The organism is Stenotrophomonas sp. YJH_SMC_119, assembly GCF_059368315.1.
Genome location: NZ_JCAFRP010000002.1, coordinates 79,724 through 106,136, shown reverse-complemented (window position 1 = coordinate 106,136; position 26,413 = coordinate 79,724). Strand labels below are relative to the sequence as shown.

29 protein-coding genes are annotated in these 26,413 nt (G+C 63.6%); 20 read left to right on the top strand and 9 right to left on the bottom strand.

Going from position 1 to position 26,413, the window contains the following annotated elements; all coding sequences use genetic code 11:
• Positions 1 to 7: 7 nt before the first annotated feature.
• The 7 genes from AC5P6S_RS04800 to AC5P6S_RS04770 form a co-directional block, all read right to left on the bottom strand.
• Positions 8 to 1,711, bottom strand: coding sequence for an ATP-binding protein (locus AC5P6S_RS04800; protein ID WP_049396605.1), 1,704 nt, complete (start codon positions 1,709 to 1,711; stop codon positions 8 to 10).
• A 182-nt stretch (positions 1,712 to 1,893) separates the two neighbouring features.
• On the bottom strand, positions 1,894 to 2,142 hold the full coding sequence (locus AC5P6S_RS04795) for a hypothetical protein (RefSeq protein WP_005410137.1): 249 nt from the start codon (positions 2,140 to 2,142) through the stop codon (positions 1,894 to 1,896).
• Positions 2,143 to 2,239: 97 nt separating this feature from the next.
• Complete coding sequence (locus AC5P6S_RS04790; RefSeq protein ID WP_024958240.1) at positions 2,240 to 2,485, bottom strand: hypothetical protein; 246 nt, start codon at positions 2,483 to 2,485, stop codon at positions 2,240 to 2,242.
• A gap of 124 nt (positions 2,486 to 2,609) precedes the next feature.
• Positions 2,610 to 2,879, bottom strand: coding sequence for a hypothetical protein (locus AC5P6S_RS04785; RefSeq protein ID WP_495204489.1), 270 nt, complete (start codon positions 2,877 to 2,879; stop codon positions 2,610 to 2,612).
• Positions 2,880 to 2,965: 86 nt separating this feature from the next.
• Complete coding sequence (locus AC5P6S_RS04780) at positions 2,966 to 3,610, bottom strand: hypothetical protein (protein WP_049396608.1); 645 nt, start codon at positions 3,608 to 3,610, stop codon at positions 2,966 to 2,968.
• Positions 3,611 to 3,743: 133 nt separating this feature from the next.
• Positions 3,744 to 4,220, bottom strand: coding sequence for a hypothetical protein (locus tag AC5P6S_RS04775; protein WP_005413845.1), 477 nt, complete (start codon positions 4,218 to 4,220; stop codon positions 3,744 to 3,746).
• Between the two features lie 94 nt (positions 4,221 to 4,314).
• Positions 4,315 to 5,553, bottom strand: a complete 1,239-nt coding sequence (locus AC5P6S_RS04770; RefSeq protein WP_005413844.1) for an NADH:flavin oxidoreductase/NADH oxidase family protein — start codon at positions 5,551 to 5,553, stop codon at positions 4,315 to 4,317.
• A gap of 89 nt (positions 5,554 to 5,642) precedes the next feature.
• Between AC5P6S_RS04770 and AC5P6S_RS04765 the strand changes: the two genes are divergently transcribed.
• A complete protein-coding gene (locus tag AC5P6S_RS04765; RefSeq protein ID WP_005410131.1) occupies positions 5,643 to 6,122 on the top strand; it encodes a MerR family transcriptional regulator in 480 nt (159 codons plus the stop codon).
• Positions 6,123 to 6,138: 16 nt separating this feature from the next.
• Here the strand turns inward: AC5P6S_RS04765 and AC5P6S_RS04760 are convergent, their stop codons facing one another.
• Both AC5P6S_RS04760 and AC5P6S_RS04755 read right to left on the bottom strand, forming a co-directional pair.
• Positions 6,139 to 7,350, bottom strand: coding sequence for an MFS transporter (locus AC5P6S_RS04760; RefSeq protein ID WP_005410130.1), 1,212 nt, complete (start codon positions 7,348 to 7,350; stop codon positions 6,139 to 6,141).
• Between the two features lie 125 nt (positions 7,351 to 7,475).
• A complete protein-coding gene (locus AC5P6S_RS04755) occupies positions 7,476 to 7,895 on the bottom strand; it encodes an HD domain-containing protein (RefSeq protein ID WP_099527319.1) in 420 nt (139 codons plus the stop codon).
• Between the two features lie 130 nt (positions 7,896 to 8,025).
• On the opposite strand from AC5P6S_RS04755, the gene AC5P6S_RS04750 reads away from it, so the two are divergent.
• The 19 genes from AC5P6S_RS04750 to AC5P6S_RS04660 all read left to right on the top strand — a co-directional run bounded on the left by AC5P6S_RS04750 (position 8,026) and on the right by AC5P6S_RS04660 (position 26,390).
• Positions 8,026 to 8,283: a hypothetical protein gene (locus tag AC5P6S_RS04750; RefSeq protein ID WP_005410128.1), complete on the top strand. Its 258-nt coding sequence runs from the start codon at positions 8,026 to 8,028 to the stop codon at positions 8,281 to 8,283.
• Positions 8,284 to 8,319: 36 nt separating this feature from the next.
• Complete coding sequence (locus AC5P6S_RS04745; RefSeq protein WP_005410127.1) at positions 8,320 to 9,999, top strand: type IV secretory system conjugative DNA transfer family protein; 1,680 nt, start codon at positions 8,320 to 8,322, stop codon at positions 9,997 to 9,999.
• A gap of 424 nt (positions 10,000 to 10,423) precedes the next feature.
• A complete protein-coding gene (locus tag AC5P6S_RS04740; RefSeq protein ID WP_012480646.1) occupies positions 10,424 to 10,870 on the top strand; it encodes a hypothetical protein in 447 nt (148 codons plus the stop codon).
• 89 nt (positions 10,871 to 10,959) lie between these two features.
• Positions 10,960 to 12,006, top strand: a complete 1,047-nt coding sequence (locus AC5P6S_RS04735) for a VirB8 family type IV secretion system protein (protein ID WP_012480645.1) — start codon at positions 10,960 to 10,962, stop codon at positions 12,004 to 12,006.
• Positions 12,003 to 12,782, top strand: coding sequence for a TrbG/VirB9 family P-type conjugative transfer protein (locus AC5P6S_RS04730; protein ID WP_012480644.1), 780 nt, complete (start codon positions 12,003 to 12,005; stop codon positions 12,780 to 12,782). The genes AC5P6S_RS04735 and AC5P6S_RS04730 overlap by 4 nt, the downstream gene beginning before the upstream one ends.
• Positions 12,779 to 14,032 carry a TrbI/VirB10 family protein gene (locus AC5P6S_RS04725; RefSeq protein WP_012480643.1) on the top strand — a complete coding sequence of 418 codons (1,254 nt, stop codon included), beginning with the start codon at positions 12,779 to 12,781 and terminating at the stop codon, positions 14,030 to 14,032. Before AC5P6S_RS04730 ends, AC5P6S_RS04725 begins: the two co-directional genes overlap by 4 nt.
• Positions 14,033 to 14,046: 14 nt before the next feature.
• A complete protein-coding gene (virB11, locus tag AC5P6S_RS04720; RefSeq protein WP_033833165.1) occupies positions 14,047 to 15,090 on the top strand; it encodes a P-type DNA transfer ATPase VirB11 in 1,044 nt (347 codons plus the stop codon).
• Positions 15,091 to 15,093: 3 nt separating this feature from the next.
• Positions 15,094 to 16,059: a lytic transglycosylase domain-containing protein gene (locus AC5P6S_RS04715; protein ID WP_012480641.1), complete on the top strand. Its 966-nt coding sequence runs from the start codon at positions 15,094 to 15,096 to the stop codon at positions 16,057 to 16,059.
• Between the two features lie 73 nt (positions 16,060 to 16,132).
• The gene (locus AC5P6S_RS04710; RefSeq protein ID WP_012480640.1) at positions 16,133 to 16,552 is read left to right on the top strand and encodes a TrbC/VirB2 family protein; all 420 of its coding nucleotides are present in this window, start codon (positions 16,133 to 16,135) and stop codon (positions 16,550 to 16,552) included.
• Positions 16,545 to 16,853, top strand: coding sequence for a VirB3 family type IV secretion system protein (locus tag AC5P6S_RS04705; RefSeq protein WP_012480639.1), 309 nt, complete (start codon positions 16,545 to 16,547; stop codon positions 16,851 to 16,853). Before AC5P6S_RS04710 ends, AC5P6S_RS04705 begins: the two co-directional genes overlap by 8 nt.
• An 84-nt stretch (positions 16,854 to 16,937) precedes the next feature.
• Complete coding sequence (locus tag AC5P6S_RS04700; RefSeq protein WP_024958424.1) at positions 16,938 to 19,385, top strand: VirB4 family type IV secretion/conjugal transfer ATPase; 2,448 nt, start codon at positions 16,938 to 16,940, stop codon at positions 19,383 to 19,385.
• A 51-nt stretch (positions 19,386 to 19,436) separates the two neighbouring features.
• Complete coding sequence (locus tag AC5P6S_RS04695; protein WP_123958716.1) at positions 19,437 to 20,237, top strand: hypothetical protein; 801 nt, start codon at positions 19,437 to 19,439, stop codon at positions 20,235 to 20,237.
• A gap of 74 nt (positions 20,238 to 20,311) precedes the next feature.
• Positions 20,312 to 21,469: a TrbL/VirB6 family protein gene (locus tag AC5P6S_RS04690; protein ID WP_495204488.1), complete on the top strand. Its 1,158-nt coding sequence runs from the start codon at positions 20,312 to 20,314 to the stop codon at positions 21,467 to 21,469.
• Positions 21,470 to 21,480: 11 nt separating this feature from the next.
• Positions 21,481 to 21,999 carry a DUF4189 domain-containing protein gene (locus tag AC5P6S_RS04685; protein ID WP_043034651.1) on the top strand — a complete coding sequence of 173 codons (519 nt, stop codon included), beginning with the start codon at positions 21,481 to 21,483 and terminating at the stop codon, positions 21,997 to 21,999.
• Positions 22,000 to 22,031: 32 nt separating this feature from the next.
• Entirely contained in the window at positions 22,032 to 22,412 is a 381-nt protein-coding gene (locus tag AC5P6S_RS04680) for a DUF4189 domain-containing protein (protein WP_077684470.1), read from the top strand.
• Between the two features lie 312 nt (positions 22,413 to 22,724).
• Positions 22,725 to 23,276, top strand: a complete 552-nt coding sequence (locus AC5P6S_RS04675) for a DUF4189 domain-containing protein (protein ID WP_012480633.1) — start codon at positions 22,725 to 22,727, stop codon at positions 23,274 to 23,276.
• A 317-nt stretch (positions 23,277 to 23,593) separates the two neighbouring features.
• Positions 23,594 to 24,130, top strand: a complete 537-nt coding sequence (locus AC5P6S_RS04670) for a hypothetical protein (RefSeq protein WP_005410114.1) — start codon at positions 23,594 to 23,596, stop codon at positions 24,128 to 24,130.
• Positions 24,131 to 24,187: 57 nt separating this feature from the next.
• Positions 24,188 to 25,192: an XVIPCD domain-containing protein gene (locus tag AC5P6S_RS04665; RefSeq protein WP_088429386.1), complete on the top strand. Its 1,005-nt coding sequence runs from the start codon at positions 24,188 to 24,190 to the stop codon at positions 25,190 to 25,192.
• Between the two features lie 97 nt (positions 25,193 to 25,289).
• The gene (locus AC5P6S_RS04660) at positions 25,290 to 26,390 is read left to right on the top strand and encodes a hypothetical protein (protein WP_495204487.1); all 1,101 of its coding nucleotides are present in this window, start codon (positions 25,290 to 25,292) and stop codon (positions 26,388 to 26,390) included.
• The last annotated feature ends 23 nt before the right edge of the window (positions 26,391 to 26,413 follow it).

Below are 26,413 nucleotides of genomic sequence, written 5' to 3'. Positions count from 1 at the left end.
CTGCCCGCTAATGCGCAGTCACCATCGTCTGCGAGCGACAGCTGGCCTCGGTCATCACCAAGGCCAGCTGCTTCAGTGAGTAGGGCTTGCGCAGCAGCGTGAAACCGTGGCCTGGATCGCGGGCCAGCAGTTCGCTGTAGCCACTGGTGAGGATGATCGGAAGATCGGGCAGGCGGCTGCGGATGGTGCGGGCCAGATCCAGCCCATTGGTCCCGGGCATGACCACGTCGCTGAACACCACGTGGAAACGCGCAGCGTCGCGCTCGAGCTCCGCCAGTGCTTCGTCGGCATTGCGCGCGAGTACGACGTTGTACTCAAGCTCGCGCAGCGCACCGACTGCAAATTCGGCCACATCCACATTGTCTTCCACCACCAGCACGCACAATCCGTGACCATGCAGCAATCCCGGTTGCGCGGTCGGCAGCTCGATGGAGGCGTTTGCCTGCGCCAGGGGCAGATACAGCGTGAAGCGCGTACCGACACCGGCCTGGCTCTGTACGTCCACTTCGCCCTCGGACTGCTTGACGAAGCCGAAAACCTGGCTGAGGCCAAGCCCGGTGCCCGCGCCCACTCCCTTGGTGGTGAAGAATGGCTCGAAGATCCGGTCCACCACGGACGGATCGATACCGGCACCGGTGTCGCTGACGCTGATCGCAGCGAAGTTGCCTTTCATCGGCGCCGCGAACCGTACGGAAGGCACCGATGTCAGCTGTTCCACATCGATCGTCACCTTGCCGTGGCCGTCAATGGCGTCGCGCGCGTTCACCGCGATGTTGATCAGTGCGGTGTCGAGCTGGGTCCGGTCCAGCAGCACCGGCAACGGGGCGTCGGGCAGGTTCACCGACACGGAGATGCGTGCACCCAGCACTGTGGTGATGATGTCTGAAAGCGCGCGTACGCTCTCGCAAAGGTCGAATACCTGCGGCGACAGGCTCTGCCTGCGCGAGAACGCCAGAAGCTGGGCGGTCAGGCGAGTGGCGCGGTCAGCGGCGGTTTCGATCGCCTGTACATAGCGCAGGCGCGCATCTTCGGCCGGCCAGGTATGCAGCAGCATGTCCACGGAACCGGTGATGACCTGCAGCAGATTGTTGAAGTCGTGGGCAACGCCGCCGGTCAGCTGGCCGATGGCCTCCAGCTTCTGCGACTGCCGCAGCTGTTCGCGGGCGCGTACCAGTTCAAGATGGGCCTCGCGTGCCTGCTCGGTGATGGCCGCTACCTGGCGGGTGTGCCGGTCGCGTTCGATCACCCGCTCGGTCTGCTCGCTGACCATGCAGATGATGCCGGCCACGCCTCCGCAACCGGCACGCAGCGGCGAGTAGGAGAACGTCCAGAATGTCTCGCGCAACGTGCCATCACGGTCCATCATCAACGGCATGTTCTTGAAACTGCGGCTTGTACCGCCGAAGGCGTCGTTGACAGCATCGACGACGTCGGCCCAGACGTCCGCCCAGACGTCTTCCAATCGGCTGCCCATGGCGCCGTGCAGCTTGCCGCCCAGCATCGGCAGGTAGGCATCGTTGAAGAAGAACGCCTTGTTGTCGTGGCCCCATGCGATCCACAGAGGCTCCGGAGAATCCAGGATCATCGCCAGCAGAGCGCGAAGTTCGGGAGGAGCGTTGATCGCGTCGGTGGAACGGGCCCAGTCGCTGTCCTGCAGCAGTCGGTAGGCGAGTTGATCGGGTGCCGAGACAGGAAGGGGGAAGGGATGCATGGCCGTGCGCGAAGAAAGGTGCCGCAGCTTAGCCGAGGTGATGTCATTGCGCCCTGCACAGCTCCTTTGCCCTGGCTGTCATCGGCCCTGCGCGGCGGACGAGGTGGCTCACGGGGCGCCCTCTGACTGCACCATCATCCCTGCGCCAACAGCCTGCGTCGTGGCACCGTCGTATTGCAGCCTCAGACACCCAGAAGCGAATTCACCTGCCAATCGGCAACCCGCGCATGGCTCACCGCCTGATGACTGCCGCATCCGTCGCAGCGGAACAAGGCGCCGCCCGGCAGCTGGACCAGATTGTCTTCGCTGGCCGAGCGGGTTTCAGAGCAATGCCGGCAGATGACAGTGAGCGCCGTAATGCGCTCCACCCCGCCAGACAGGTCGAACACAGCTTCAAAGGCATGGATGACAGGGTGACCAGTGGCCGGCATCGGGAAAGTCGTCGTGATGGGGAGGCCTTATCCTGCCCCCCCGATCGTGACGGGCTGGTCATCCGCATGCATTGGAACGATCAAGATGCCCGGCGGATCAGAGATCCTTCTTCTTGCCGCTCAGGTCGATCGGCCTGTCACTGCCCTTGCGCTCGCTCGACCACACTTCCATGCTCTTGTTGCAGCGGCTCTCGCGGGCAGCCACTTCGGGCGGCAGGTCCTTCAGATGCGGCGACTCCTGGCAGGCCTGGTGCATGTTGCTGTCGTCATACGTGGCACAGGCGCTGAGCGTGGCCAGGGCAAAGGCGGTGAGGGAGGCGCGAAGCAGGGGCTGCAGGATCATGGGGAGTCTCGGGTGGTGCCGGGCTGGCCATGGAATTCAAATCCGTGACCCCGGGCACGAGCAATCCGTCCAACCGCACTTGTTATTCTGTAACAGATGCGCGATAGTCCGGCGCCTGCTGCTGTCAGGCGACGCAGATCATCAGGATCATGCTCAGCGCCAGCATCAGCACGAATACGCGCCGGCTCAGCGCAAGCCAGGCCAGGCAGGCGGCCAGTGCCCAGGCAGCCAGCAGCGCGCAGGCCAGCAGCCACAGCCCGATCACGATCAAGGATCCGGTCGCCAGCGCCGACAACGCGATGGCCTTGTACAGAGCCACGCCCAACACGCTGCCGAGCACGCCCGCCTGCAGGGCGATGGCATCGTGATGTGCGGGGGCAGGCGCGTGGAGCATGGTGGCTGGATGGTTCCAAGCGTGAGCGGCGCGCGTACTGTGCCCGAACATACATCCACGCCATGTGTACTTCGCCGACGGCGCGATCAGTGACGGCGGCGCGACAGCAATAGCCCAATGCCCACCACGGGCGCGATCCCAAGGATCGGTGCTTTGTACAACGGCCAGCCATGCAGTACGCCCGTGATCACCAGTGCCGCCGTCGCCAGCAACAGGCCCGCACCCCAAACGCGTGCGGGCCAGGCACCGAAGAAGTGGCGACGTTGCGGAGCCGCGGCAGCGTTGGCGGGCCGATCTGCGAGCGCCTCTGCCAGTGCGTCCCGGAAGGTTGGGAAATCATGCATCGATGCCCGCGTGCGCTGCAGCAGCACGCTCGGTCCATCGATCAGGATCAGATCGACATGATCGTCCAGGTTGTAGGACCGGATCTGCTTGAACGGGAGAGGAGGACGGTGCTGGAATACCAGACGATCCTGTTCCAGTACCACCCGGTCCCGTTGTGGGGAATAGACAACGAAGCCGAGAATCAGCGGCGACAGCGTGAAAATCGCTGCCGCGCCCAGTGCCGGAAGCGGCCCAAGTTCGGGTGCGACGGCAAACAGGAGTATTGCCAGTGGTCCGGCTCCGGCGGCAACGATGGCGTACTGGTGATAGCGCCTGAAGATTCGTACTTCGCTGCCGATTTTCCGCGGCCGGGCGGGGAGACGGGAGCGGGCGGTGGGTGACTTCATGGACTGCGTTCGATCACGGCTTTCCGGCAAGAAAGCGTGGCGTCGCGTTGCAATGAAGTCCATACAACTATTTCGAATCCACCCTTGCTGGACCCCTGTGTGAGTCCTCGTGCGCCTTCGCCCATGCATCTGCTCAGTCGAACTCGCCCTCGGCCGATTCCAACCGCTGCCGGTACGCCGCCCGATGCTGGTACAGGCGCTGGCACTCGGCGGACCGGTGGATCCGGCTGGCCGGTTCGTTGGCCACGGCGTCGCACATCCTTGCGATGTGGTTGTTGGACGCCAGTTCGGTCACGAAGAACACGGCGGTGATGCCGGTACCCAGCAGCACGACATAGAGCAGGCGGCTGAGCCAGCGCGTGCGCTTGCGCTCGAAGTGCTGCTGGAGGGTCAGGTCGAAGCGGATGATGCTGAGCACGATCCAGATGATCGCGACCAGGAAGCAGATGGTAGGCAGCAGGCCTCGCCAGAGTCCTGCTTCGTACACCGACTCGCTGTAGTGAACTGCTGCCCCGGCACCTGCGATGGCGATCGCCAGCGCCCAGTTACGGCCCAGCGAGAGCAGGTCATCGAGCAGCTTCTCCCGGTTCCTGGTCGATCCTGCTGCCACGTGGGTTCCGTCTCCATGCTGCGACCGGCGGCGGAACTGCCGCCGATCCTGCAGATGGTGGAGCATCGCTGCGGCAATGAGAAGACCGCGCGGCTCAGTGTGCGAGGGCGCGGGCGCCGATCCAGCGCCGGTAGCGGCGGGTCCGACACTTTGCGGCCGCCTGTGCCAGCAGCAGGGCCCATACCGGTGAAATCGTGGGTGCGGTGGGGCGGTGCCGGCTCAACCGGCCCAGCTGATACTTCACTGCGGCCATGTGCGCACTGGCCGCCAGCGGCTTGCTGCGCCAGTTGATGTTGCGCAGTGTCGGCACCGGATCGCGGCCCTGCTGCCAGTGCTGCGGCAGATCCGGCTCGATCGCCAGCGCCGTGGCGATGCCGATCATGGCCACGCCGCTGGCCAGCACCTGCTCTGCCACTTCGCGGCGGCGGATGCCGCCGGTGACCATCAGCGGCATCGTTGCCACCGTGGCGATCTCGCGCGCGAATTCGAGGAAGTACGCTTCGCGGGCCACGCTGCGCTGGTCGCGTGCGGCGCCGGTCATGGCCGGTGCTTCATAGCTGCCGCCGGACAGTTCGACCAGATCCACGCCGAGGGGCGCCAGCATCTCGACCACGTCGCGCGCGTCCTCGGGCGAGAAGCCACCCCGCTGGAAGTCGGCGGAGTTGAGCTTCACCGCCACCACGAACGTGGGCGCCACCGCCGCGCGCACACCCTGCACGATCTCCAGCAGCAGGCGTGCACGGTTCTGCAGGCTGCCACCCCAGCGGTCATCGCGGCGGTTCGACAGCGGCGACAGGAACTGGCTGAGCAGGTAGCCGTGCGCGGCATGGATCTCCACGCCGCTGAAACCGGCGCGCTCGGCCAGCTCGGCACTGCGGATGAAGCGGGCGATCACGTCTTCAATATCCGCCTCGGTCATCGCCCGCGGCGGCGCGAACTGTTTGGACAGTGCGCCCATGTCCAAGGGGACCGCCGAAGGCGCCAATGCCGGCTGGCCGAGCGCGGCCGGCATCTGCCGCCCGGGGTGGTTGATCTGCATCCACATCTGCACCCCGCGCGAGCGCGCGGCGTCGGCCCAGGCGATGAAACGCTCCAGGTGGCGATCGTCCTCCAGCACCACGCCGCCGGGGCCGGTCATGGCGCGGCCATCAACCATCACGTTGCCGGTGATGATCAGTCCGGCGCCGCCGTCGGCCCAGCGCTGGTACAACTGCAGCAGCGCTTCGGAGGGGGCGTGGTCGGCGTCGGCCATGTTCTCCTCCATCGCCGCCTTGGCGATGCGGTTGCGGATGAGGGCGCCGGAAGGCAGCGCCAGGGGCGAGAACAGCGACATGGGACAGCTCCAGGACAGGGGAATGGCGCTACGCTAACCTTCAAGCTTTATTGAAGGTCAATGGGTTCCGATGTCGAGGATTCAGGCAGATGAAGATCGGTGAGCTGGCCCGCCGCACGGGCCTGGCGGCGTCACGTATCCGCTTCTATGAGGAGGCAGGGTTGCTGGTCGTCCAGCGGCAGGCCAACGGCTACCGCGACTACCCGGAGCAGGCGGTGCTGCTGCTGGAGCTGATTACCGGTGCGCAGCGCGCCGGCTTCAGCCTGGAGGAGATACGCGCCTTGCTGCCACCGGACATGGGCCAGTGGCAGCACGACGCATTGATCTCGATGCTGCAGCAGAAGGTGGCCGACATCGAGGCGCTGCAGTTGCGGCTGGCAGAGAGCCGGGCGCACCTGCTGGCCCTGATCGAGGACATCCAGGCGCGGCCGGAGGGCATCGACTGCGCGGCCAACTCGCGGCGGGTGCTGGAGCGCGTCAAGCGCGGTGAGCTGGCGCGCCCGACACTTGCGGCCGGCGATACGGCGTTGCTGCGGCCGGATCGCCGCCGCCGCGCGGGCAGCAGCTGACGATCCGGCGCGAAGGTCAGTGACTGCCCACGCCGGCTGTCTTGCGCTTCCTGTCCAGCATCACCGCCACGCACCACAGCAGCAGGCCGCCGATGGCGGTGGCGGCACCGACATAGCCAGTGCTGGCCGGGCTGAAGCCGGCACTGATCGCCATGCCACCCAGCCACGGGCCGAGTGCATTGGCGGTATTGAAGGCGGCATGGTTGGAGGCGGCGGCCAGGGTCTGTGCTTCGCCGGCCACGTCCATCAGGCGCGTCTGCAATACTGCGGCCAGCGCGCCCATGGTGCCGACGGTAATGATCATCGGGCCGATGGTCCACACCGACTGCGCGGCCAGCGGATACAGCAGCAGCATCACGATCGACCACAGCAGCACCACGGCGGCGGCCTTGAAGTGGAACTTGTCCACCAGCCAGCCACCGGCGATGTTGCCGATGATCGCGCCGATGCCGAACACGCCCACCGCCAGCGGCATCCACGATTCGGCCACGCCGGTGACCTGCACCAGGGTCGGTGCCAGGTAGGTGAACACGCAGAACATGCCGGCGAAGCCAACGGCGCCGATCGCCAGCGCCAGCCACACCTGGGTGGTGTTGAAGGCGCGCAGTTCGCGCATCGGCGAGGTACGGACCTCGTCCGGGTCCGGCAGCAGGAAGCGCGCGATCATCGCCACGGTGGCGATGGCCAGCACGCTGACCAGGGCAAAGGCGGTGCGCCAGCTCAGCTGCTGGCCCAGCCAGGTGGTCAGCGGATTGCCGACCAGGATCGCGATCGACAGGCCCAGCAACACGCGCGACATCGCCTGGCCGCGCTGGCCGGCCGGGCTGATCGCGGCGGCCACCAGCATCGCCACGCCGAAGTAGGCGCCATGCGGCAGGCCGGCGACGAAACGCGCAATGAGCATCGTGCCGTAGTTCGGTGCCAGTGCGCTGGCCAGGTTGCCGACGGCATAGAAGCCCATCAGTGCCAGCAGCAGCTTGCGGCGAGGGAAGCTGGCGCCGACGAAGGCGAGGATCGGGGCGCCGACGACCACGCCGATGGCGTAGGCGCTGATCAGGTGGCCGACCTGGGTTTCGGAAATCGACAGGCCGCGGCTGATCTCCAGCATCAGGCCCATGCTGGCGAATTCACTGGTGCCGATGGCGAAGCCGCCCAGCGACAAGGCAAGGATGATCAGGGTGCGCTGACGGGGCGTCAGCCGCGCAGCCAGGGAAGAGTTGGGGCTCATGCGGGGCGCGATGGGGGCGGGGAGCCGGTCATTGTACTGCTGCACCGCAGCAAGGGCAGCAGCACTCAGGGTAAATCAGCGTTTGATCGGTGACACGTTCGCCCACCCGCCATCGCGCGGCGCGATCAGAGGCCCAGCGCTGCCCGGGCGTGCGCATACTTGCCGCGCAGGCGCCCGGCCGTCGCCGCGTCGAGCATCGCCAGGCGCTGCGGATCGGCGTTGTCATCCAGATCGGCCTGCTTCACCTTCAGTGCCAGCGGGTGGGCGGCAATGCGCGCGTAGTAGCTGTCCGCGTCGGGGGCCGCGTCGCGGTTGAGCAGGTGCACCGCCTCGCGCAGCGGGGCGGGAAAGACCTCGATCCGTGCGGCAAACGCCGGGCAGTCTTCGGCTACGTCATGCAGCCAGGCCACCACTTCGGCGTCATCGTCGCCGCGCACCGCGGCCGCCACCCGCGCCACATGGCAGATGTAAGGCTGGCCGGCCTTGTCCGTCTGGCCCGCGTGGGCCTCGGTGGCCAGCGTGCGTGCAAGTGCTACCCAGTCCATTGCAGTCTCCTTGGATATCCGCAGACAGTTTCGCGCAGAAACCGTAGCGCTTGTGCATACGCCGATGACACTGCGATGGGCATCATGGCGGGGCAGGGGACGCAGTGTTGCCCCGACAAGGAGGAATGCGATGCAGGAATTCAGGCATGTGCTGGAAACCCGTGGCCGCTATCAGCTGGTAGCAGTGTCCTACGAGCCGGTGTACGCTCCGGGCGATGTGGTCGGCCATGCGGTCGTCGCCGACGATGGGGATCGTCTGACCGACCTGGTATCACTGGCCGAAGCGCGCCAACTGCTGTTGCAGCGGGTGCGTGAAGAGGGCGAAGAGCCCGGGCTGGAGAACGAAAACAACCTGCGGAAGAAGGCGTCGCGCTGGCGCCGCCGCTAGGCCGTCGCGCCCTCGTGCGCATCATGGAGGATTCGGGTGTTGCCCAGTAAGAAGTATCTGCTCATCGCCATCGTCACGCTGGCGACCCTGCTGCTTGGTTTCGTGTTTTCCGGCTACCTGACCCTGTTGTTCCTGGGGTTGGACACCAAGCTGTTCACCTGGAACACGTACTACCAGTACTACCACGCCATCGGCCAACCGCAGGTTGCGCCGTTCGTGGGCAAGATCAAGTGGGCCGGCTACGTGGGCTTCGGCTTGCCGCTGCTGGTCCTGCTGGTGACCGGTCTGGTGCTGCTGCTGAAGAAGGACAAGCGCTCGCTGCATGGCGACGCGCGTTTCGCCACCGGCGCCGACCTGTCCAGGCATGGCATGTTCAAGAAGACCGGCCAGAGCATCGTGGTCGGCAGCCATGGCGGCAAACTGGTGCGGCTGGATGGCCAGCAGTTCGTGATTCTTGCGGCACCCACCCGTTCAGGCAAGGGCGTGGGCGTGGTCATCCCGAACCTGCTGGAATACGGCGAATCGCTGGTGGTGCTGGACATCAAGCAGGAGAACTTCGACCTGACCAGCGGCTGGCGCGCCAGCCAGGGCCAGGAGATCTACCTGTTCAATCCCTTCGCCGAGGATCGGCGCACGCACCGCTGGAACCCGCTCAGCTATGTCTCCGATGATCCGGCATTCCGGGTGTCGGACCTGATGAGCATCGCCGCGATGCTGTATCCGGACGGCGCCGAGGACCAGAAGTTCTGGGTCAGCCAGGCGCGCAACGCGTTCATGGCCTTCACCCTGTATCTGTTCGAAAACTGGGACGACGAGCGCAGCAGCGGCTTCCCGGGCGGCTCGGGCACGCCGACGCTGGGTTCTGTCTACCGGTTGTCATCCGGCGATGGCACCGATCTGAAGAAGTACCTCAAGGCCTTGTCGGAGCGTTCATTCCTCAGTGGCAACGCGCGATCGGCGTTCGCCAACATGCTGTCCCAGGCCGACGAGACCTTCGCCTCGATCCTGGGCACCTTCAAGGAACCGCTCAATCCCTGGATCAACCCGGTGCTGGACAAGGCCACCAGCAGCAACGACTTCCTGCTGACCGACGTGCGCAAGAAGAAGATGACCATCTACATCGGCATCCAGCCGAACAAGCTGGCCGAGAGCCGGCTGATCATCAACCTGTTCTTCAGCCAGCTGATCAACCTCAACACCAAGGAACTGCCCAAGTCCAACCCGGACCTGAAGTACCAGTGCCTGCTGCTGATGGACGAATTCACCTCGATCGGCAAGGTCGAGATCATCGCCTCGGCGGTGTCCTACATGGCCGGTTACAACATCCGCCTGCTGCCGATCATCCAGAGCATGTCCCAGCTCGATGCCACCTACGGCCGGGAAGTCTCGCGCACGATCATCACCAACCACGCGCTGCAGATCCTGTACGCGCCGCGCGAGCAGCAGGACGCCAACGACTATTCGGACATGCTGGGCTACACCACCATCCGCAAGAAGAACGTCACGCACGCCCGCGAGAAGACCCACAGCTTCACCGAGGAGCGGCGGGCACTGATGCTGCCGCAGGAGCTGAAGGCGATGGGGCCGGACAAGGAAGTGTTCCTGTACGAGGGCATACCGCATCCGGTGAAGTGCGACAAGATCCGCTACTACAAGGATCGCTACTTCACCTCGCGGCTGCTGCCGAAAGTCGACGTTCCAATGCTTAACGTCTAATTCACGTCGTTAAATTTGTGACGTAGATTCATATTCATTGACGTGAAAACGTGAGTTGAGTCAAGAATTCGGCATTTGTTCATAGATTTTCAGACTTGTCTGACATGGAATTGACGCGTGGTTGTGCGACCCTGTGCATGCCGTTCAGAAATGTGTGATGGATGGCAGATGTTGTAGAGCAGGGTGGCCAGGAGTTTGTGCCATGAAACATGGATGGTTTCGACGTTGGTGAGGTATGCGGGTGTGTCGCCGGGAGTGTCTGGCGGCCCCGCGACTTGGTTGGCAGCCGTTGGCTGCAGGGGAGCCGGAGTGGGTGTGCTGCCAGTCAGTGCGTCGCTCCGATTCCGGCGTGCGCGACGCAGCGCCGGACGACCAGGGGACCAATGCTCGGGACTGCTTTTTCGTACGTCAAAGTGAAGCCCGTATGAATCAGGCGTTTATCGCGAAAATGTCCATCGCCGCAGTGGCGGCGTTGATGGTGGCCGGTTGCGCCACCAAGTCCGCTCCCGATTTCGGAGGCCGCTGGAAGCCGGTGAACCGCTTTGCTGCGGCAACCACCGAGATCCCGCTGTACTCCAGCTACGTCTACCAGGCCTCGCCGATGGATGGCACGCTCAAAGCCATGCTCGAGCGCTGGGCCAAGGATTCCGGACGCACGCTGGATTACCGCCTGAGCTCGGACTTCACCCTGTACGGCGCGGTTTCCAACATCGACACCACCAACGCTCAGCAGGCCGTGATCGATCTGACGGCGGCCTATGCAGCGCAGGGCATCTCCGTCTCCATCGTTGGCAACCAGATCGTTGTGCAGAGCGCTGGCTCGACGCCGACCGCGTCGGCACAGGGCGCTGATTCCAACAGCGGCACCTGAGTCCACCTCGAAATCATCGAACGTGCCGCTCCCCGCGCCTGTCGCAGGGGTGCCACGCCCATTGATGTTTCAGCAGTACGGAAGAATCCATGTTCCGCAAGAAGGATCCCGGCAATAGTCCCAAGGTCGAGCAGTCGGTCGCCAAGGCGGTCAGCTACGAGATCACCGTGGCCGACATGGCGCGTCGCAGTGAGCGCCGTGCCTGGTGGGTCGCCACCGGCTCATTGCTGATGTCGCTGGCACTGGCTGGCGGCTACTACTACATGCTGCCGCTGAAGGAGAAGGTGCCGTTCCTGGTGATGGCCGATGCCTACACGGGTACCGCCACGGTGGCGCGCCTGAGGGGCACGTTCCAGGGCGAGACGATCACCACCAATGAAGCGGTCAACCGCAGCAATGTCGCCCAGTACGTGCTGGCGCGCGAGTCGTACGACTCCGCGGTGATGGGGTTGCGCGACTGGGAGCTGGTGTTCGTCATGTCCAGTGATGCCGTGGCCGCAAGCATGAAGCAGCGCTATGCCAGCAACAATCCGCAGAATCCGTTCGTGATGTACGGCCGGGGCAAGGCGATCAGGGTCAAGATCCTCAGCATCACCCCGCTGGGCGTGCAGGCGAACGGCAGCTTCCGTGGCGCGTCCGTGCGCATCCAGCGCAGCCTGCTTGACAAGCGCAGCGGTGTATCGACCTATCTGGACAACCAGCTGGTCACCATGCGCTTCCAGTACAACCAGAATCTGGCGCTCTCCGAACAGGACCGCGTGCTCAACCCATTGGCGTTCCAGGTCACGGAGTACCGTGTCGACAACGACTATGCGCGCGGGGTACCCGTGCCGGATGACGGTGCCATGCAGCAGCAGGCCCAGGATGCCGCGCAACAGGCACAGCTCGCCGCGCAGCAGGCGCAGGGCATGTACGTTCCGAACAATCCGGCCGCTGCCACCATGATCGATCCCGCCACCGGTCAGCCTGTCGCAGTGCCGGCCAATGGGCAGATGCAGCCGATGCAGGGTGCGCCCATGCAGGGGCAGCCGGTCCAGGGGCAGCCGATGCCGGGGCAGGGCGCGCCGGGACAGCCGGCAATGATGCCGGCACCGAACCATTCCACCGGAAATGCTGATGGAGCAAGCAACCGATGAGTAGTCGAAAAATCAGGGGAAGCGCGTGGGCGCTGCTGTCGTTGCTGTCGCTGGTGTTTTCCAGCGCGGCGATGGCACAGGCAGTTGACCACTACGAGTATGAGAAGGACCGCATCTACCCGGTTCGCACCGGCCTGGGCCTCACCACCCAGATCGAGCTGAGCCCGAACGAGAAGATCCTCGACTACAGCACCGGCTTCAGCAGCGGCTGGGAACTCACCCGTCGCGAGAACGTGTTCTATCTCAAGCCGAAGAACGTCGACGTCGACACCAACATGATGGTGCGTACCGAGACCCATTCGTACATTTTCGAGCTGAAGGTCGTTGCCACCGACTGGCGCCAGCTTGAGCAGGCCCGTCGCGCCGGCGTGCAGTACAAGATCGCATTCGTCTATCCGAATGACACTGTGTTCGGCCCTGCCCAGTCGGCGGTCGAGGAGGAAGCGCAGCCGCTGCTCAGTACCGAGCTGGCCAAGGATCGCCAATACAACTTCAACTACTCCTATTCGACCAGCAAGGCCAAGAAGATGGGATGGCTGGTCCCGGTCAACGCCTACGATGATGGCCGTTTCACCTATCTGAAACTGCCCAACTCGCCCGAGTACAAGACCGGTATCTTCCCGGCCGTATTCGGTCGCGAGAAGGAGTATGGCGAGGATTTCGTGGTCAACACCACGGTTGAGGGCAATACGCTGATCGTGCACGGGACGTACCCGTACCTGGTCATCCGCCACGGCGACTTCGTCGTCGGCCTGCGAAGGAACGTGAAGAAATGAGCCAGCAGAACACTCCCGAAAACGATCCGAATCCGTCTCCGTACGGACAGGGGCCTGCGGCTCAGGAGCCATCGGCGAACCCTTACTACGGGCACGCGCAGGCAGAGGCGGCGCCGGATCTGGATGCCAGTGCCCCACAGCTTCGCTCTGCGGAAGAGCAGCGCTTGAACCGCAAGGCGCTGTTGTTCCTCGGCGGCATCCTGGTGTTGTTGCTGGCCATGGGCTTCCTGCTGCTGCGCAAGGGCAAGGAAGACGCTGAAGAAGCCAAGGCGCCGCCGCAGGTTGCACGTTCGAGCACCCCCGACCTGCCGATCATTGCACCCTCCGCGATTCGCGAGGCTGCCCGGGAAGCCGCCGAGCCCATTCCGATGCTGCCGCCGCCGCCGCAGGAAACGATGGGCCCGACGTTCATTCCTCGTGCCGAACCCGAGCGCGAGGTAGAGCGTGGCCCGAGTCTGCTGGATCGCCGCATTGCCGGTAGTGGTGGCGCAGGCGTGGGCACGGGCGACGCTGGCGGCCAGGCCGCAGCAGGGGACAACGACGATCCCTACATGCAGGCCACGTTGGCTGCGCTGCAGGCGCAGAACGGCAATGCTCCGCCGGCAAAGGTGCGCCGCGGGCCTGATGTGGAGGATGTGTCCAACGCTTCCTACATCCGGAGCCCCGACGCACTGCTGGTGCGTGGCACCTATCTGCGTTGCGTACTCGAGACCCGCATCATCACCGATCTTGCAGGTTATACGTCGTGCCTGTTGACCGAGCCGGTCTACTCGATCAACGGCCGCAGCCTGCTGCTGCCCAAGGGGTCCAAGATCTATGGTGCGTACGGTGGCGGTCCCAAGGGCAAGCGCGTGGAAGTGATCTGGGATCGCATCACCACGCCCAATGGCATCGACGTGGCCATGTCCAGCCCGGGCGTGGATCAGCTGGGTGGTGCCGGTCATCCTGGCCAGTACAGCGCGCACTGGGGTAGTCGCATTGCATCGGCGTTGATGATCAGCCTGATCGCCGACGCCTTCAAGTACGCCGCAGCCGAACATGGCCCAGAGTCGACGACGGTTTCAAGCAATGGTTTCGCCGTTCGTTCGCCCTATGAAAGCGCCACTGCGCGCACGATGGAGCGTCTCGCCAACGAAGCCCTCACCAGTTCGAATCGCCCGCCGACTGTCACCATCAACCAGGGCACCATCGTGAACGTCTACGTCGCAAAGGACGTTGACTTCACCAACGTGCTCAACCCGCGCCGGTAACCCGAAGAACAACCATGGACGCCGAAGTGTCACCCCTCGCCCTCGTTTCCAGCGATTTCCTGCGCTATCAGTACGAAGTGCTGGGCATCGCCGAGTACATGACATCCCCGGAAGTGACGGAAATCTGCATCAACCGTCCCGGTGAGCTGTACCTGGAAACCCGGGCCGGGTGGCAGCGGGTGGAGGTGCCGGGCCTGACCTTCGAGCGGGCCCGGCAGTTCTGCACGGCAGTGGTGAACGAGAGCAACACCGGCCAGCGCATCACCGATGCCGATCCGGTCGTCTCGCTTACCTTCCCGACCGGGCAACGTGCGCAGTTCGTGATTCCACCTGCCTGTGATGCCGGCAAGGTTTCGATCACGATCCGCCTGCCGTCCAAGCACACCAAGTCGCTCACCCAGTACCACGAGGATGGTTTCTTCAACCAGATCCTGGAACAGGATGGCAGTCTGAGCGAGCAGGACCGCGAGCTGCTGGAACTGCGCCAGCAGCGCGAGTACGCAGAGTTCTTCCGTCGTGCGGTGATGTACCGCAAGAACATCGTGGTCTCCGGTGCGACCGGTAGCGGCAAGACCACCTTCATGAAAGCGCTGGTCAATCATATCCCGGACAACGAGCGCCTGGTCACGATCGAGGACGCACGCGAGCTGTTTCTGACCCAACCCAATGTGGTGCACCTGCTGTACTCCAAGGGCGGGCAGAGCACCAGCAATGTCAGCGCAAAGAGTTGCATGGAAGCCTGCCTGCGCATGAAGCCAGAACGCATCATCCTGGCCGAGCTGCGCGGTGACGAGGCGTTCTACTTCATCCGCAACTGCGCATCGGGCCACCCGGGCTCGATCACCAGTTGCCATGCCGGCAGCCCGGAGCAGACCTGGGATCAGCTGGCGCTGATGGTGAAGGCCTCGGCCGAGGGTTCGGGCCTGGAGTTCAACGTGATCAAGCGACTGTTGATGATGACCATCGACATCGTCGTGCATATCAAGGCGCATGCCGGCTCGCGCTACATCACCGGCATCGACTTCAATCCTGGGCGTGCCCAGGGGCAGGAGGGCTGACCAATGCTGCCAGGACTGGAAATGATGGCGTGCCCGGAAATGGCCGTCTCGATGGACGTGATGCAGCACGTCATCAACGTGGAATCGTCGCGCAACCCCTATGCCATCGGCGTGGTCGGCGGCGCCCTGGTGCGCCAGCCCAAGGCCCTCGACGAGGCGCTGGCCACCGTTCGCATGCTGGAGGAGAAGGGCTACAACTTCTCCATTGGCCTGGCTCAGGTCAACCGCTACAACCTGGGCAAGTACGGGCTGGATTCCTACGAGAAGGCCTTCCAGCAGTGCCCGAACCTGCAGGCTGGTTCGCGCATCCTCGCCGACTGCTACAAGCGCTCCGGTGGTGACTGGGGCAAGTCGTTCAGCTGCTACTACTCGGGCAACTTCGAGACCGGCTTCCGTCACGGGTACGTGCAGAAGATCTACGACTCGATCCGCCGCGGTCAGCAGGTCGCAAGCAACGGCGTCGCGCCGATTGACGTGGTCAGCCGCGGCGAGCGTCGGGTGGTCAGGGTCGAACATCATCCGCAGACGGCCTCGCCGGCCCAGGCACGCATCGTCGCCCAGGCCAGTGCGCCGGTGTACGTGCCGTCCAATGACCCGGCCCGGGCCTACACCGTTTACCCATCCACCGGTGCGATGGCCCGCGGCAGCCTGCTGAATATCGCCGACCAGGCGGTATCGCGCGTGGTGCTGGGCTCGGTCGATCGAATGATGCAGCCACAGGCACAGCGTGGAAACGACATGCCGCAGCAGGCTCCGCAGCCGTATCAGCAGCCTGGTGCGGCGCAGGGCGGGGCAGCCATGCCGCAACAGCTTCCCGGGATGGCTGCCGGCGCGAACGCGCCGGTGATGCTGCGCCCGTGGAATGAGCGTAACGCGCCGGCAGCGGACACCCAGAATTTCTACAACGCACCGGCGCCCCGTGCGCCGGTGCAGCAGATTCCCGCAGGGGATGCGGCCTTCGTGTTCTGACGAAGTCGTGGTGCGACCGGTCCCCCGGCTGGTCGATTCAGTTGTGTTAGTCCATCAACAAGGAAATCAATCCATGAAGCGATTCAATCTCGACCTCGTCCAGGCCCAGCGCACGCTGAAGACCATGCTGATGGCCGTCGCATTCGCCGGTGCTGTGTTCGCTCCGCAGGCCCTGGCCGGCACTGACTTCGGTGGTACCGATGGCAAGGTCTGCGGCTTCTTCTCCAACATCAACGGTCTGCTGAACATGGCCTCGATCGCCGTGGTCACGATCGCCGTGATCTTCGCCGGTTACCAGATTGCGTTTGCCCACAAGCGCATCGGTGACGTGGCCCCGATCCTCATCGGCGGTGTGCTGATCGGCGCGGCAGGCCAGATCGCGCGCATGCTGCTCGGCAAGGAGGCTGGCAGCTGCGAAAAGGTCGGTGGTGGCGACGGCGCTGGCATGGCGTTTGAAATGATCAAGCACGCCGTCCAGTACTACAGTGCATAAGAACGTCCTGTTCCGGGGCTGCACGCGCCCAGCGATGTTCCTGGGCGTTCCCTACCTGCCATTTTTCATGGTGGCGGGTGGGTTGTTGCTGCTGAGCATGTACACGAACTTCTGGTTTCTGCTGACCATCCCGGTGGCCATTTTCATCATGCGGCAGATGGCCAAGCGTGACGAGATGATCTTCCGCCTGCTGGGCCTGCGCCTGATGTTCAAGCTCAAGGTGCGCAACGTGCAGGAGCATGATGGCATGTGGGTGTTCAACCCGAATCACTACCGCAACAAGCCAGCCCCCAGGGATTGAGGGCTGGATCCGGCCAGGCGGGCGTTGAGCGCCCGCCTGGCCAACTCCGCATCTTTGTCGGCAGTACCTTTTGGAAGCAGTCGTATGTTCAACCCAGATACCTCCATCAGCGAATTCATCCCCTTGTCGTCGCACGTGGCTCCGAATGTGGTGAAGACCACGGGCGGCGACTACCTGTTGACGTGGCACCTGGAAGGGCTGCCGTTCGTGGGGCGCGAAGAATGGGAGCTTGAGCATCGGCACAACACCTTCAACCGGTTGCTGCAGACGCTGCGCGCACCGGATTTCGTCAACGTTGCCTTCTGGGTGCATGACATCCGGCGCCGTCGCACCCTGAAGGGAAAGAGCTACTACAAGCAGCGCTTCAACCAGGATGTGTCCGACCAGTACATGGGCATGCTGTCCTCCCAGCGCATCATGCAGAACGAGCTGTACCTGACGATGATCTATCGCCCGGTGGTGGCGGGAAAGCGCTTCGTGGAGAAGTCCGCGAACGTGGACAAGCTGCGCGCCGAGCAGGAGCAGGCCGTCGAGAAGCTGATGGAGCTCGCCGGCAACGTCGAGGCTGTGATCCGCGACTACGCGCCTTACCGGCTCGGTATGTACGAAGCCAAGAACGGCGTGGTGTTTTCCGAAACGCTTGAGCTGTTCGGCTACCTGATCAACCGCATCGATGAGCCGGTACCGGTGCTGTCGGCGCCTGTGAAAGACTATCTTCCGGTCAGCCGTCATATGTTCTCGGCCAAGACCGGCGATTTCGTGATCAATACGCCCAATGGCGTTAACCATTTCGGCGCGATCCTGAATATCAAGGAATATGCCGAGGGGACCTATCCGGGCATCCTCAATGGTCTGAAGTATCTGGACTACGAGTACGTCATCACCCATTCGTTCAGCCCGATGGGGCGCCAGGACGCATTGAAGGTGCTGGACCGGACCAAGGGCATGATGATCTCGTCGGGCGACAAGGCGGTCAGTCAGATCGTCGAACTCGACCAGGCGATGGATCATCTGTCGTCAGGCAACTTCGTGCTGGGCGAATACCACTTCATCATCGCGGTGTATGGCGACAGCCAGGCGAAGCTGTCGCAGAACGTGGCCTCGACCCGTGCCGAGCTGTCCAACGCCGGTTTCGTGTCGACCAAGGAGGATCTGGCAGTCACCTCGTCGTTCTATTCGCAGCTGCCGGCCAACTGGCGCTTCCGCACGCGGCTGGCCAACGTCAGCTCACTGAATTTCCTCGGCCTGTCGCCGCTGCACAACTTCGCCACGGGCAAGCAGCACAACAACCCGTGGGGCGACTGCGTGACCACGCTGCAGACCACCAACGGCCAGCCGTACTACTTCAATTTCCATGCCACCCATCCATCCGAGAATTCGCTGGGTGAGAAGGCGATCGCCAACACCATGGTGATCGGCAAGTCCGGTACCGGCAAGACCGCGCTGATCAACTTCCTGCTCAGCCAGGTTCAGAAGTATGAGCCGTCACCGACCATCTTCTTCTTCGACAAGGACCGTGGTGCGGAGATCTTCGTGCGTGCCTGCGGTGGCAATTATCTGGCCCTGGAGAACGGTGCGCCGACTGGCTTCAACCCGTTCCAGTGCGAGAACAACGAAGCGAACGTGCAGTTCCTGGCCGACCTGATCAAGGTGCTGGCCGGCAAGCGCGAGTACAGCGCCCGCGAGGAAGAGGACATCTACCGTGCGGTGGAGAGCATGCTCGATACGCCGATGCATCTGCGCAGCATGACCAACTTCCAGAAGAGCCTGCCCAACATGGGCGACGACGGCCTCTATGCGCGCATGCGCCGTTGGACTTCGGGCAATTCGCTGGGTTGGGTCTTCGACAATCCGATCGATACGGTGGATCTGAGCAAGGCCAACATCATCGGCTTCGACTACACCGACATCATCGACAATCCCGAAGTGCGCGTGCCGGTCATCAATTACCTGCTGCACCGCCTGGAATCGCTGATCGACGGTCGACCGCTGATCTATGTGATGGACGAATTCTGGAAGATCCTGGACGGCGAGGGTGGCCTGAAGGAGTTCGCGAAGAACAAGCAGAAGACCATCCGTAAGCAGAACGGCCTGGGCATCTTCGCCACGCAGAGCCCGGAAGACGCGCTGAAGAGTGATATCTCCGCTGCCCTGATCGAGCAGACCGCCACGCTCATCCTGCTGCCGAACCCGAACGCCAGCAAGAGCGACTACATGGATGGCCTGAAGTTGACCGAGGCGGAGTTCAAGGTGGTCACGGCACTGGACGAGCGCTCGCGCTGCTTCCTGGTCAAGCAGGGCCATGCTTCCAGTGTCTGCCAGCTCAACCTGCGTGGCATGGACGACATCCTGTCGGTGATCTCGGCCTCGACCGACAACATCGACATCATGCATCGGGTGCTGCAGACGGCTGCAGTCCGCAATCGGATCACCGTGGACGAACTCACGCCGGAACAGTGGCTGGAGGACTTCTACAAGAACCGAAAGGGCTCTGGTAAAGCCAAGGCCTCTGCCGAAACCGATGCGGCTTGAAAGCCCTGGATCAGACAGCGCCGAATGAAATCCATTCCCCTGGAGAAGAACATGAGCATGACATCCCGAAATCACAAGCGCCACCGCGGTCTGCGTCAGAAGCGCCTGGCAGCCATCCTGCTGGGGAGCATGGTCATGTTCTCCACCACGTCGGTTTCGGCCGGTGGTTACCCTGTCTTCGACCTCAGTAATCTCATGCAGGCACTGAAGGACTTTGCCCAAGGGAAGGCGCAAATGAAGGCTGACGGGCTGGAGTACGCGGCTCAGGTAACTCGGTGGAGAAGGACGTTCCAGGAGTACCAAAATGCGCTTGTCCAGATCCAGGGCATGATCAACAACTTCGGCTTGCCGCCAGGCGCCACATTGGAGCGGGTTCCAGACGACTATATGGTCGCCGACCTCTGCCGTACGTCGGCGGGCTTCAGCGCTGGCAGCCTGCTGAAGAAGTTTGTGCTGGATACCTCCGGTGATCTCTACGCGCAGCAGCAGCAGCTGTGCGTCAACATCCAGATGATGGAAAACCGGAAGCGCAACGAGACGGTGGATTTCATCGAGAAGACCATTCCCAGCATCAACGCGTCGTTGTCTGAGATCATGGGCTGGCGAGGCGGCGCCGATGGCAATCTTGCGGGAACTCTTTCGGCCGTGAACAGTGACTCCCTGCGTACGGCAAACGATATTTCCAAGCTGCAGCAGGAGTGGGAGGCGCGCATGCGGTCCTACGACGCCTATCAGGAGTCAATGATGGCCAATCAGCGCGTGCTGGCGCGCGTGGCATTGAAGGGCAAGCCGGGCGTCATCTCGCAGCTGGTCAAGACGGCCGCATTGGAACGCGCTTTGCACGTCGACTGACGCCGCTTGGGGCAGGTGCATAGGCACCCGCTCCACGAGGTTGTCCGGTAGGGATACATCAAGGGATTGCGGAAATGATCAGGTCGATTGCCAATTTTGATTTCAATGGCGGATTCCAGGATTTGATGGGGCACGTTGCACGTGTCCAATCGATCGGGGATTTCGTGTTCTTCAAGTTCATCTTCGACTTCCTGCGAAGCAAGATAAACAAGTTCGGCATCGACATGATGGGGGAAATGATGCAGTGGGTCGGCGGCATCGCCCTCACGCTCATGACCCTGTGGGTGCTGGTGCAGGGCTTCCGCATCGTGACCGGCCGCAGCCGGGACTCAATGATGGTGCTGGTGACCAATATGGCGCGTGCGGCGTTGATCGTCAGCGCGGCCACCACGATGGGCGCTTTCGGCACCAACCTTCAGAGCTTCCTCACCCACGACGTCAAGGCAGAAATCACGAAGGTCGTGACAGGCTCGAACGAGTCACCCGAAGCTCAGATCGACAAGAGCCTGGCATGGATGCAGGTGGCGCTTTCCAGTATCGACGCCATCCAGATCATGAATGACGGGGAGCTGCTGGAGGACAAGAAGCGGGCACTGTTCTTCATCGGCATGGGCACCGCAGGTCCAGCCATCACCGCTGGTGCGATGCTGATGCTGTATGAAATCGCCATGGCGCTGTTCATCGGCTTTGGCCCCCTGTTCATCCTCTGCCTGTTGTTCGACCAGACCAAGCAGTTGTTCCAACGTTGGCTGTTCTACGGCATTGGCACGATGTTCTCCATGGCCGTACTTGCAGCGATGGTTTCCATCGCACTGGACATGGTGGTACGTGTGGCGGCCACTTTCTGGACCACAGCGCTGGTGCAGGAATTCATCCTCAAGGAAAGCATGTCCGACGGCATGACCAGCCAGGCAATGCAGCAGGGAGGCATGGGCCTGATCCTCACCGCGTTGATCCTGACTACACCCCCAATGGCAGCGATGTTCTTCCAGGGTACCCTGGGCACCTTCATGGCATATTCGCAGATAGGCGGTGGTGCAAGTGCCTCGCCGAGTGCCGATGGTCGTCCGCCGGGCATGTCGGCTCCGCCGCCGGCGGCTCCGGAGTCGTCTTCTGGCCCAAACTCCCATGGTCAGCAGTCGGCGATGGGGAAGATGTTTGATGGAACCGGAGGCCCGGGTTCAGCGGTTCCCGGTCAGCGTGGTGCGGCAAATCCGAGTCATGGAAACTAGAGATTCAGTTGATGAACGTAAGCGCCTCTCTAAAGCATCTGTGCTTGTCCCTGATCCTACTGGGCTCTGTGCACGTCAGTTCGGCGTTCGCTGAAGGGCGCTGCCCTCCGGGTCAGTACCCGATTGGCGACCAAGGCGTTGGTGGCTGCGCACCCATACCCGGCGCGGCTCAGAGCGCCCCGCAGGAGAATCCCGGGTATTGGGTCAAGACATGGGGTGCTGTCGCCAGCTCGCCTGGAGGAGATGCAGGTTCGGCCACTGGGCATCAGGCCAAGGCTTCGGCAGAGCGCCAAGCGGTCGAGCGATGCCGGCAGGGCGGAGCTACCGACTGCACAGTCGTTTTTACCTACTACAACCAGTGCTATGCGGTTGTCCGGGCTGCACGACCGGACAATGGCATGAGATTCAACACCGGGGCGACGAAAGAACAGGCGCAGGAGCGGGCAATCAAGGACTGCAAGGATTTGGGAAGTCAGGCTTGCTCCGTTTTCCATTCTGACTGTACCAAGCCGTTCTTCCAGCAAGACTGATCGGTTGTGACATCACACGGAGATTCAAGGCAATGGCCGACTTCAAATCTCTGCGTGGTGATTCAGCTTTCGTGATTTCTGCTCTGCTGTTCGCTGCATTACTTGTTGCCAGCAACGCCAGTGCCGAGGGCCGATGCCCGTCCGGCCAGTACCCCATCGGCGATCAAGGGGTTGGTGGGTGCGCCCCGATTCCTGGGGCAGGGGTAACTGCCCGCGAACCCGGGCCCGCGGGTCAGTGGCATAAGACGTGGGGGGCAATTGCGTCGTCCGACGCGACCGCAGATGCCGGTGTTGCGACGGGCCGGCCGAGCAAGGAGAACGCGGAGCAGTTTGCTCTGGCAGACTACGGTAGGCGCGGTGCTTCCGATTGCCGAGTCATCTACACGTATAGAAACCAGTGCGTTGCATGGTAGGTTCCCAATAGCCAGGGCGGGGCTTCCCGCGCCGGTTTTGCCAGCGCCAAGGACTCCGCCGAAGCGCGGAAGTTTGCCCAGCAGTCGTGCGTCGACACCGATGGAAAGGCGTGTCAGGTTGCATACGAGGACTGTACGAAGCCGGTCTATGAGTCATTCTGACCCGTTGATCGGATTGTCGGACTGGTAGTCAGCGCAACTCGCGATGGCGGCGGAAAGCTTCATGTGTTTGGGCGCAGCTCCGTTTGTTCTCTTGGCTCCAGCATCGACAGTGGGCAACGATCGTCCGCTCAGGTCATCCCACCCCTCACAATGGGCAGCAAAGGAATGGGTCTCCCCATGAAACGAATCCACCTCGCTTTTCTCCCGTGCCTGCTGATTGCAGGCCTGCTGCCGTTCACCGCGCTTGCCGAAGGCAATTGCCCGCAGGGCATGTATCCCATCGGTGGCCAGGGTGTACAGGGCTGTGCGCCCATTCCGGTGAGCAGCTCAGGCTCCCCGTACAACAATCGCCCCAACTGGGCGCAGACCGTGCGTGGCGTGGCGATGGATGCCCGCGGCGACACCTTCATCAGCAACTCGATGCGCTCGCGGGGCAAGGCCAAGCGTGCATCCATGAAGGAGTGCAAGGAGTTCGGGAAAGGCGAATGTACGTTGGCGACCCTGTTCCAGGCGCAATGCGTGGCGGTCGCCCACGCGGGCCTGGGCACTGAAACCACCAGCGTCGCCACCGCCATGTCCGAACAGGGAGCGGTCATTGTCGCGATGCAGCAATGCAACGCGAAGGCGGCATGGAAGCAGCTGCCGCAGGGACAATGCGGGATCGCCAGAACGGCCTGCACGGCGGATCTGTTCATTAGGTAAGGCGCCATTCACGCTAAGCCCCGTTTTCTGTGATCAATTCCGCTTTTCGATTTCCTCGCACTTCGACGCGGCAGAACGCCTCGCGGTAAGCTCCCCACGCGTCATGAAAATGACGCGCCAGTGCCGCCGAATGCAGGGGTTCTTCCGTCCAATGAGGACGCTGTCAGCCCCTGCGTCGGGTGACGCTCGCCATCATCGCGGTCTTGCCGTACGCAAGGCTATGATTCCTGTCCGCGCAGGCGCGGATAAGCCGGAACGCGTTCCGGCTGGGCAGGGAGGCGGGTATCGGCATGACCACATTGAAGGAGTGGGAGGGGATGGAAGACAGGGTTGGCGCACACATGGACGATGCCCTGGCATTTGTTCCGTCCGGTGCGAACCTGCTGGAAGCCGTAAGGGGCGAACTCAACGGCGATGGCATCGAGTATCAGCTGCTGGTCATCGACCAGCCGACGCCGGAAGGGCTGGTGCCCGGCCAGCACGGGCCAAACCGGGTGCTGCTGTTGCTGCGCGGTGATGGGCGCGGGCGCTGGCAGCTGGCCGCGCGCAACGACAAGCTGGTGCCGTGTTCCACCCGAGGTGGCCTGGCCGGCGACCCTTTTGCGTATGCAATGGTCGAGAAGGGCACCTTCAGCGTGATCACCAACGGCGGTAGCCGCGAGCGCTGGAGCAGCACCTACCGGTTCCGCTATGCGCCCGCGGACAAGGCCTGCTGGGTTGACGGGGTGAGACGCAAGGTCGTGGATATCGAGACCGAAGCGACCAACATCCGGGATTACTCGGCGGCGGAGCTGGGCAGGGTGAGGTTCGAGGACTTCGACCCATCCAGTGTTGCCGAGGTGTCGCTTCCATGAGCCAAGCTCCAACCGGCGGAAGGGAATCCGCGCTGATGAAGATTCAGGAGTTGCACTGTGTCGACCGATAGAGAGTCGCAGCTGTTGCGACAGGCGACCAAAGCCGGCATCGACTCCCCGCTTGAACTGGCCAATTTCATGGCCCAGGCAGGGCACGAGTCGCGCGGCTTGAGCCGGCTCAACGAGAGCTTCAACTTCACCCGGGGAATCTCGCAGATCCCGGTGGAGGCTGCGTGGCGCAATGGCAACGCCGCGTTGGAGAGCGCCCGCCAGGAAGCGCTGCGTGGTCGCCCGGAAAACCTGGCTGAGTTGATGTACGGCGGGCGCATGGGCAACGACGCGCCTGGTGACGCGCTGAAGTACCACGGCCGCGGCTATCTGCCATTGGTCGGCAAGGAGAATTACGAGCGTGCCGGCAAGGCGCTGGATCTGGACCTGGTGAATCACCCGGAGCTGGCAGCGCAGCCCGAGCACGCAGGCCGTATTGCCGTATGGCAGTGGCAGACACGGGTGCCGGAGGGGGCGCGCCATGATGTGCGCGAAGCAACTTATGCGCTCAACGGCGCGCTCAATGGCATCGAGGCGCGCCGGCAACGATTTGAGGTCTGGCAGCAGAAGTTGACGCCGGACGTGATGGCGCGACTGGATCGCGGCGAAGTCGGTGCGCCGGCGCAGATCGTTGCACGCGACATGTCGCATGCCGGTGAGCCCGGCAACGCATTGTTCGAGGATGCGCGCCAGCACCTGCGGCAGATGGGGTCGCAAAGTGGACTGCGCAGTGCACAGGAGCTCGACAATACCGCTGGCGCATTGGCGCTGGGGGCGCAGAAGGCCGGCCTGTCGCGCATCGATCATCTGCTGGCGGGCAACGACGGCCGTACGCTGTTTGCAGTGCAGGGCGCGCTGGGTGATCCGGCCATGCTGCGTGCGTCTGTTGACCGGGAGCAGGCCTCCCAGCAGCCACTGGCGCAGAGCAGCCAGCAGTTGGCGGCCAGCGTTGCGCAGCAGGATCCGACGGCCGCGCTCGCCCGCGAGCAGGAGCAGCGTTCTCGATCCCTGTAGCACTTGGTGCCGGCGGGCAGGGTGCCCGCCGTTGTTTTGCGTACGACGCGTGGCGCCCTGTGGCGCCGACATGGAAACCCACCCGTAAGGACACCACATGCGAATCGTTCCCTTGAATGCCCTGCAGGCCGCTGCCCGCTGCAATGCATCCGCGCGCCGCCTGCCGCCGCTCTGGCTGCTGTCACTTGGACTTGCCGCAGCCTCGGCACAGGCTCAGGAGACAGCGCCGCCCGTCGCGGAAACGCCCGCCGCGGCACAGGCGATCGCTGATGCGCCCGCAGGAACGGCACCGCCTGCCACCGTCGAGCGAACCGTTCCGGCGGTAGCACCCGCACCGCCCGCATTGGCCATCGTGCCATTGCCGCCCGAACGGGCGGCCGAGCGGGCGCTCGGTGCGCGCTGCCCGGTGGATCTGGCCGGGCGACTGGCGACCCTGGGCGACCTGCTGACCGGCGCCTGCCAGGGCACCATGCCGGCGCATCTGGCCGCTCTGCTGGTTGCGCTGCCCGAGCAGGACATCCACCTGCCGCGCAACTGGCGCGAGCGAGAGGTACAGCAGAAGGCCTGGTTCAAGGCGGTGCCTGGGTACGGCCAGCGCCCGGACTTCATCGTGCGGATGGGCGACGTCTGGGTGCGCTCGCTGGAAGGGCGCGACGCCGACAGCACGTTCTACCTGGTCTCCGCGCCGTTCACCTGCAGCGACCAGGTCGCCAACCGCGATGAGTTCAGCGCGGAGCCGGTACGTGTGCCAGCGGGTAGCTGCCGCGAGGCCTATGTGGGCCAGCGTGTGTACCAGGTGCGTGGCGATGCGCCGCCGAGGGATGTTACCGCCGAAGCGATGCCGGCCGTGCCACAGGTGACCGAGGCGGATCGCGCACGCCAGCTGGCGCGTGGGGGCAGGCTCACGCTGGATCACAGCAAGCTGCAGTTCGGGCCGGCCATGCGTTGGTTCGTGCAGTATCCGGAGACGGTGCCGAAGGGTGGGGCGCGTGCGTTCAGTGACTGGAACCGCGAGCATCTCGCCTTCGTGGTCTGGACCGGCGATCGCTTCGAGTTGCGCGACAAGGTCCCGCGCAGCCAGTGGCCGTGTGATCCGGTCGCGCCGGGCGATCGCGCCTGCGGCGGCTTCCCGGATTCCGGGCCGGATCTGTTCGTGACCGCCAGTGCATCTGCGCCGGTCGCGGCCACCAGCCCCTGAGTCACGGTGCTGAGGCGGGAGCC

Bases quoted from the DNA above. Each gene is read 5' to 3' on its own strand.
- AC5P6S_RS04755 (WP_099527319.1), bottom strand. From the start codon at position 7,895: ATGGACTGGGTAGCACTTGCACGCACGCTGGCCACCGAGGCCCACGCG.
- AC5P6S_RS04750 (WP_005410128.1), top strand. From the start codon at position 8,026: ATGCAGGAATTCAGGCATGTGCTGGAAACCCGTGGCCGCTATCAGCTG.
- AC5P6S_RS04730 (WP_012480644.1), top strand. From the start codon at position 12,003: ATGAGTAGTCGAAAAATCAGGGGAAGCGCGTGGGCGCTGCTGTCGTTG.
- AC5P6S_RS04710 (WP_012480640.1), top strand. From the start codon at position 16,133: ATGAAGCGATTCAATCTCGACCTCGTCCAGGCCCAGCGCACGCTGAAG.
- virB11 (WP_033833165.1), top strand. From the start codon at position 14,047: ATGGACGCCGAAGTGTCACCCCTCGCCCTCGTTTCCAGCGATTTCCTG.
- AC5P6S_RS04790 (WP_024958240.1), bottom strand. From the start codon at position 2,485: ATGATCCTGCAGCCCCTGCTTCGCGCCTCCCTCACCGCCTTTGCCCTG.
- AC5P6S_RS04695 (WP_123958716.1), top strand. From the start codon at position 19,437: ATGAGCATGACATCCCGAAATCACAAGCGCCACCGCGGTCTGCGTCAG.
- AC5P6S_RS04675 (WP_012480633.1), top strand. From the start codon at position 22,725: ATGGGCAGCAAAGGAATGGGTCTCCCCATGAAACGAATCCACCTCGCT.
- AC5P6S_RS04690 (WP_495204488.1), top strand. From the start codon at position 20,312: ATGATCAGGTCGATTGCCAATTTTGATTTCAATGGCGGATTCCAGGAT.
- AC5P6S_RS04685 (WP_043034651.1), top strand. From the start codon at position 21,481: ATGAACGTAAGCGCCTCTCTAAAGCATCTGTGCTTGTCCCTGATCCTA.
- AC5P6S_RS04770 (WP_005413844.1), bottom strand. From the start codon at position 5,553: ATGTCGCTGTTCTCGCCCCTGGCGCTGCCTTCCGGCGCCCTCATCCGC.
- AC5P6S_RS04660 (WP_495204487.1), top strand. From the start codon at position 25,290: ATGCGAATCGTTCCCTTGAATGCCCTGCAGGCCGCTGCCCGCTGCAAT.
- AC5P6S_RS04725 (WP_012480643.1), top strand. From the start codon at position 12,779: ATGAGCCAGCAGAACACTCCCGAAAACGATCCGAATCCGTCTCCGTAC.
- AC5P6S_RS04715 (WP_012480641.1), top strand. From the start codon at position 15,094: ATGCTGCCAGGACTGGAAATGATGGCGTGCCCGGAAATGGCCGTCTCG.
- AC5P6S_RS04800 (WP_049396605.1), bottom strand. From the start codon at position 1,711: ATGCATCCCTTCCCCCTTCCTGTCTCGGCACCCGATCAACTCGCCTAC.
- AC5P6S_RS04785 (WP_495204489.1), bottom strand. From the start codon at position 2,879: ATGCTCCACGCGCCTGCCCCCGCACATCACGATGCCATCGCCCTGCAG.
- AC5P6S_RS04765 (WP_005410131.1), top strand. From the start codon at position 5,643: ATGAAGATCGGTGAGCTGGCCCGCCGCACGGGCCTGGCGGCGTCACGT.
- AC5P6S_RS04760 (WP_005410130.1), bottom strand. From the start codon at position 7,350: ATGAGCCCCAACTCTTCCCTGGCTGCGCGGCTGACGCCCCGTCAGCGC.
- AC5P6S_RS04780 (WP_049396608.1), bottom strand. From the start codon at position 3,610: ATGAAGTCACCCACCGCCCGCTCCCGTCTCCCCGCCCGGCCGCGGAAA.
- AC5P6S_RS04700 (WP_024958424.1), top strand. From the start codon at position 16,938: ATGTTCAACCCAGATACCTCCATCAGCGAATTCATCCCCTTGTCGTCG.
- AC5P6S_RS04670 (WP_005410114.1), top strand. From the start codon at position 23,594: ATGGAAGACAGGGTTGGCGCACACATGGACGATGCCCTGGCATTTGTT.
- AC5P6S_RS04680 (WP_077684470.1), top strand. From the start codon at position 22,032: ATGGCCGACTTCAAATCTCTGCGTGGTGATTCAGCTTTCGTGATTTCT.
- AC5P6S_RS04740 (WP_012480646.1), top strand. From the start codon at position 10,424: ATGAATCAGGCGTTTATCGCGAAAATGTCCATCGCCGCAGTGGCGGCG.
- AC5P6S_RS04735 (WP_012480645.1), top strand. From the start codon at position 10,960: ATGTTCCGCAAGAAGGATCCCGGCAATAGTCCCAAGGTCGAGCAGTCG.
- AC5P6S_RS04795 (WP_005410137.1), bottom strand. From the start codon at position 2,142: ATGCCGGCCACTGGTCACCCTGTCATCCATGCCTTTGAAGCTGTGTTC.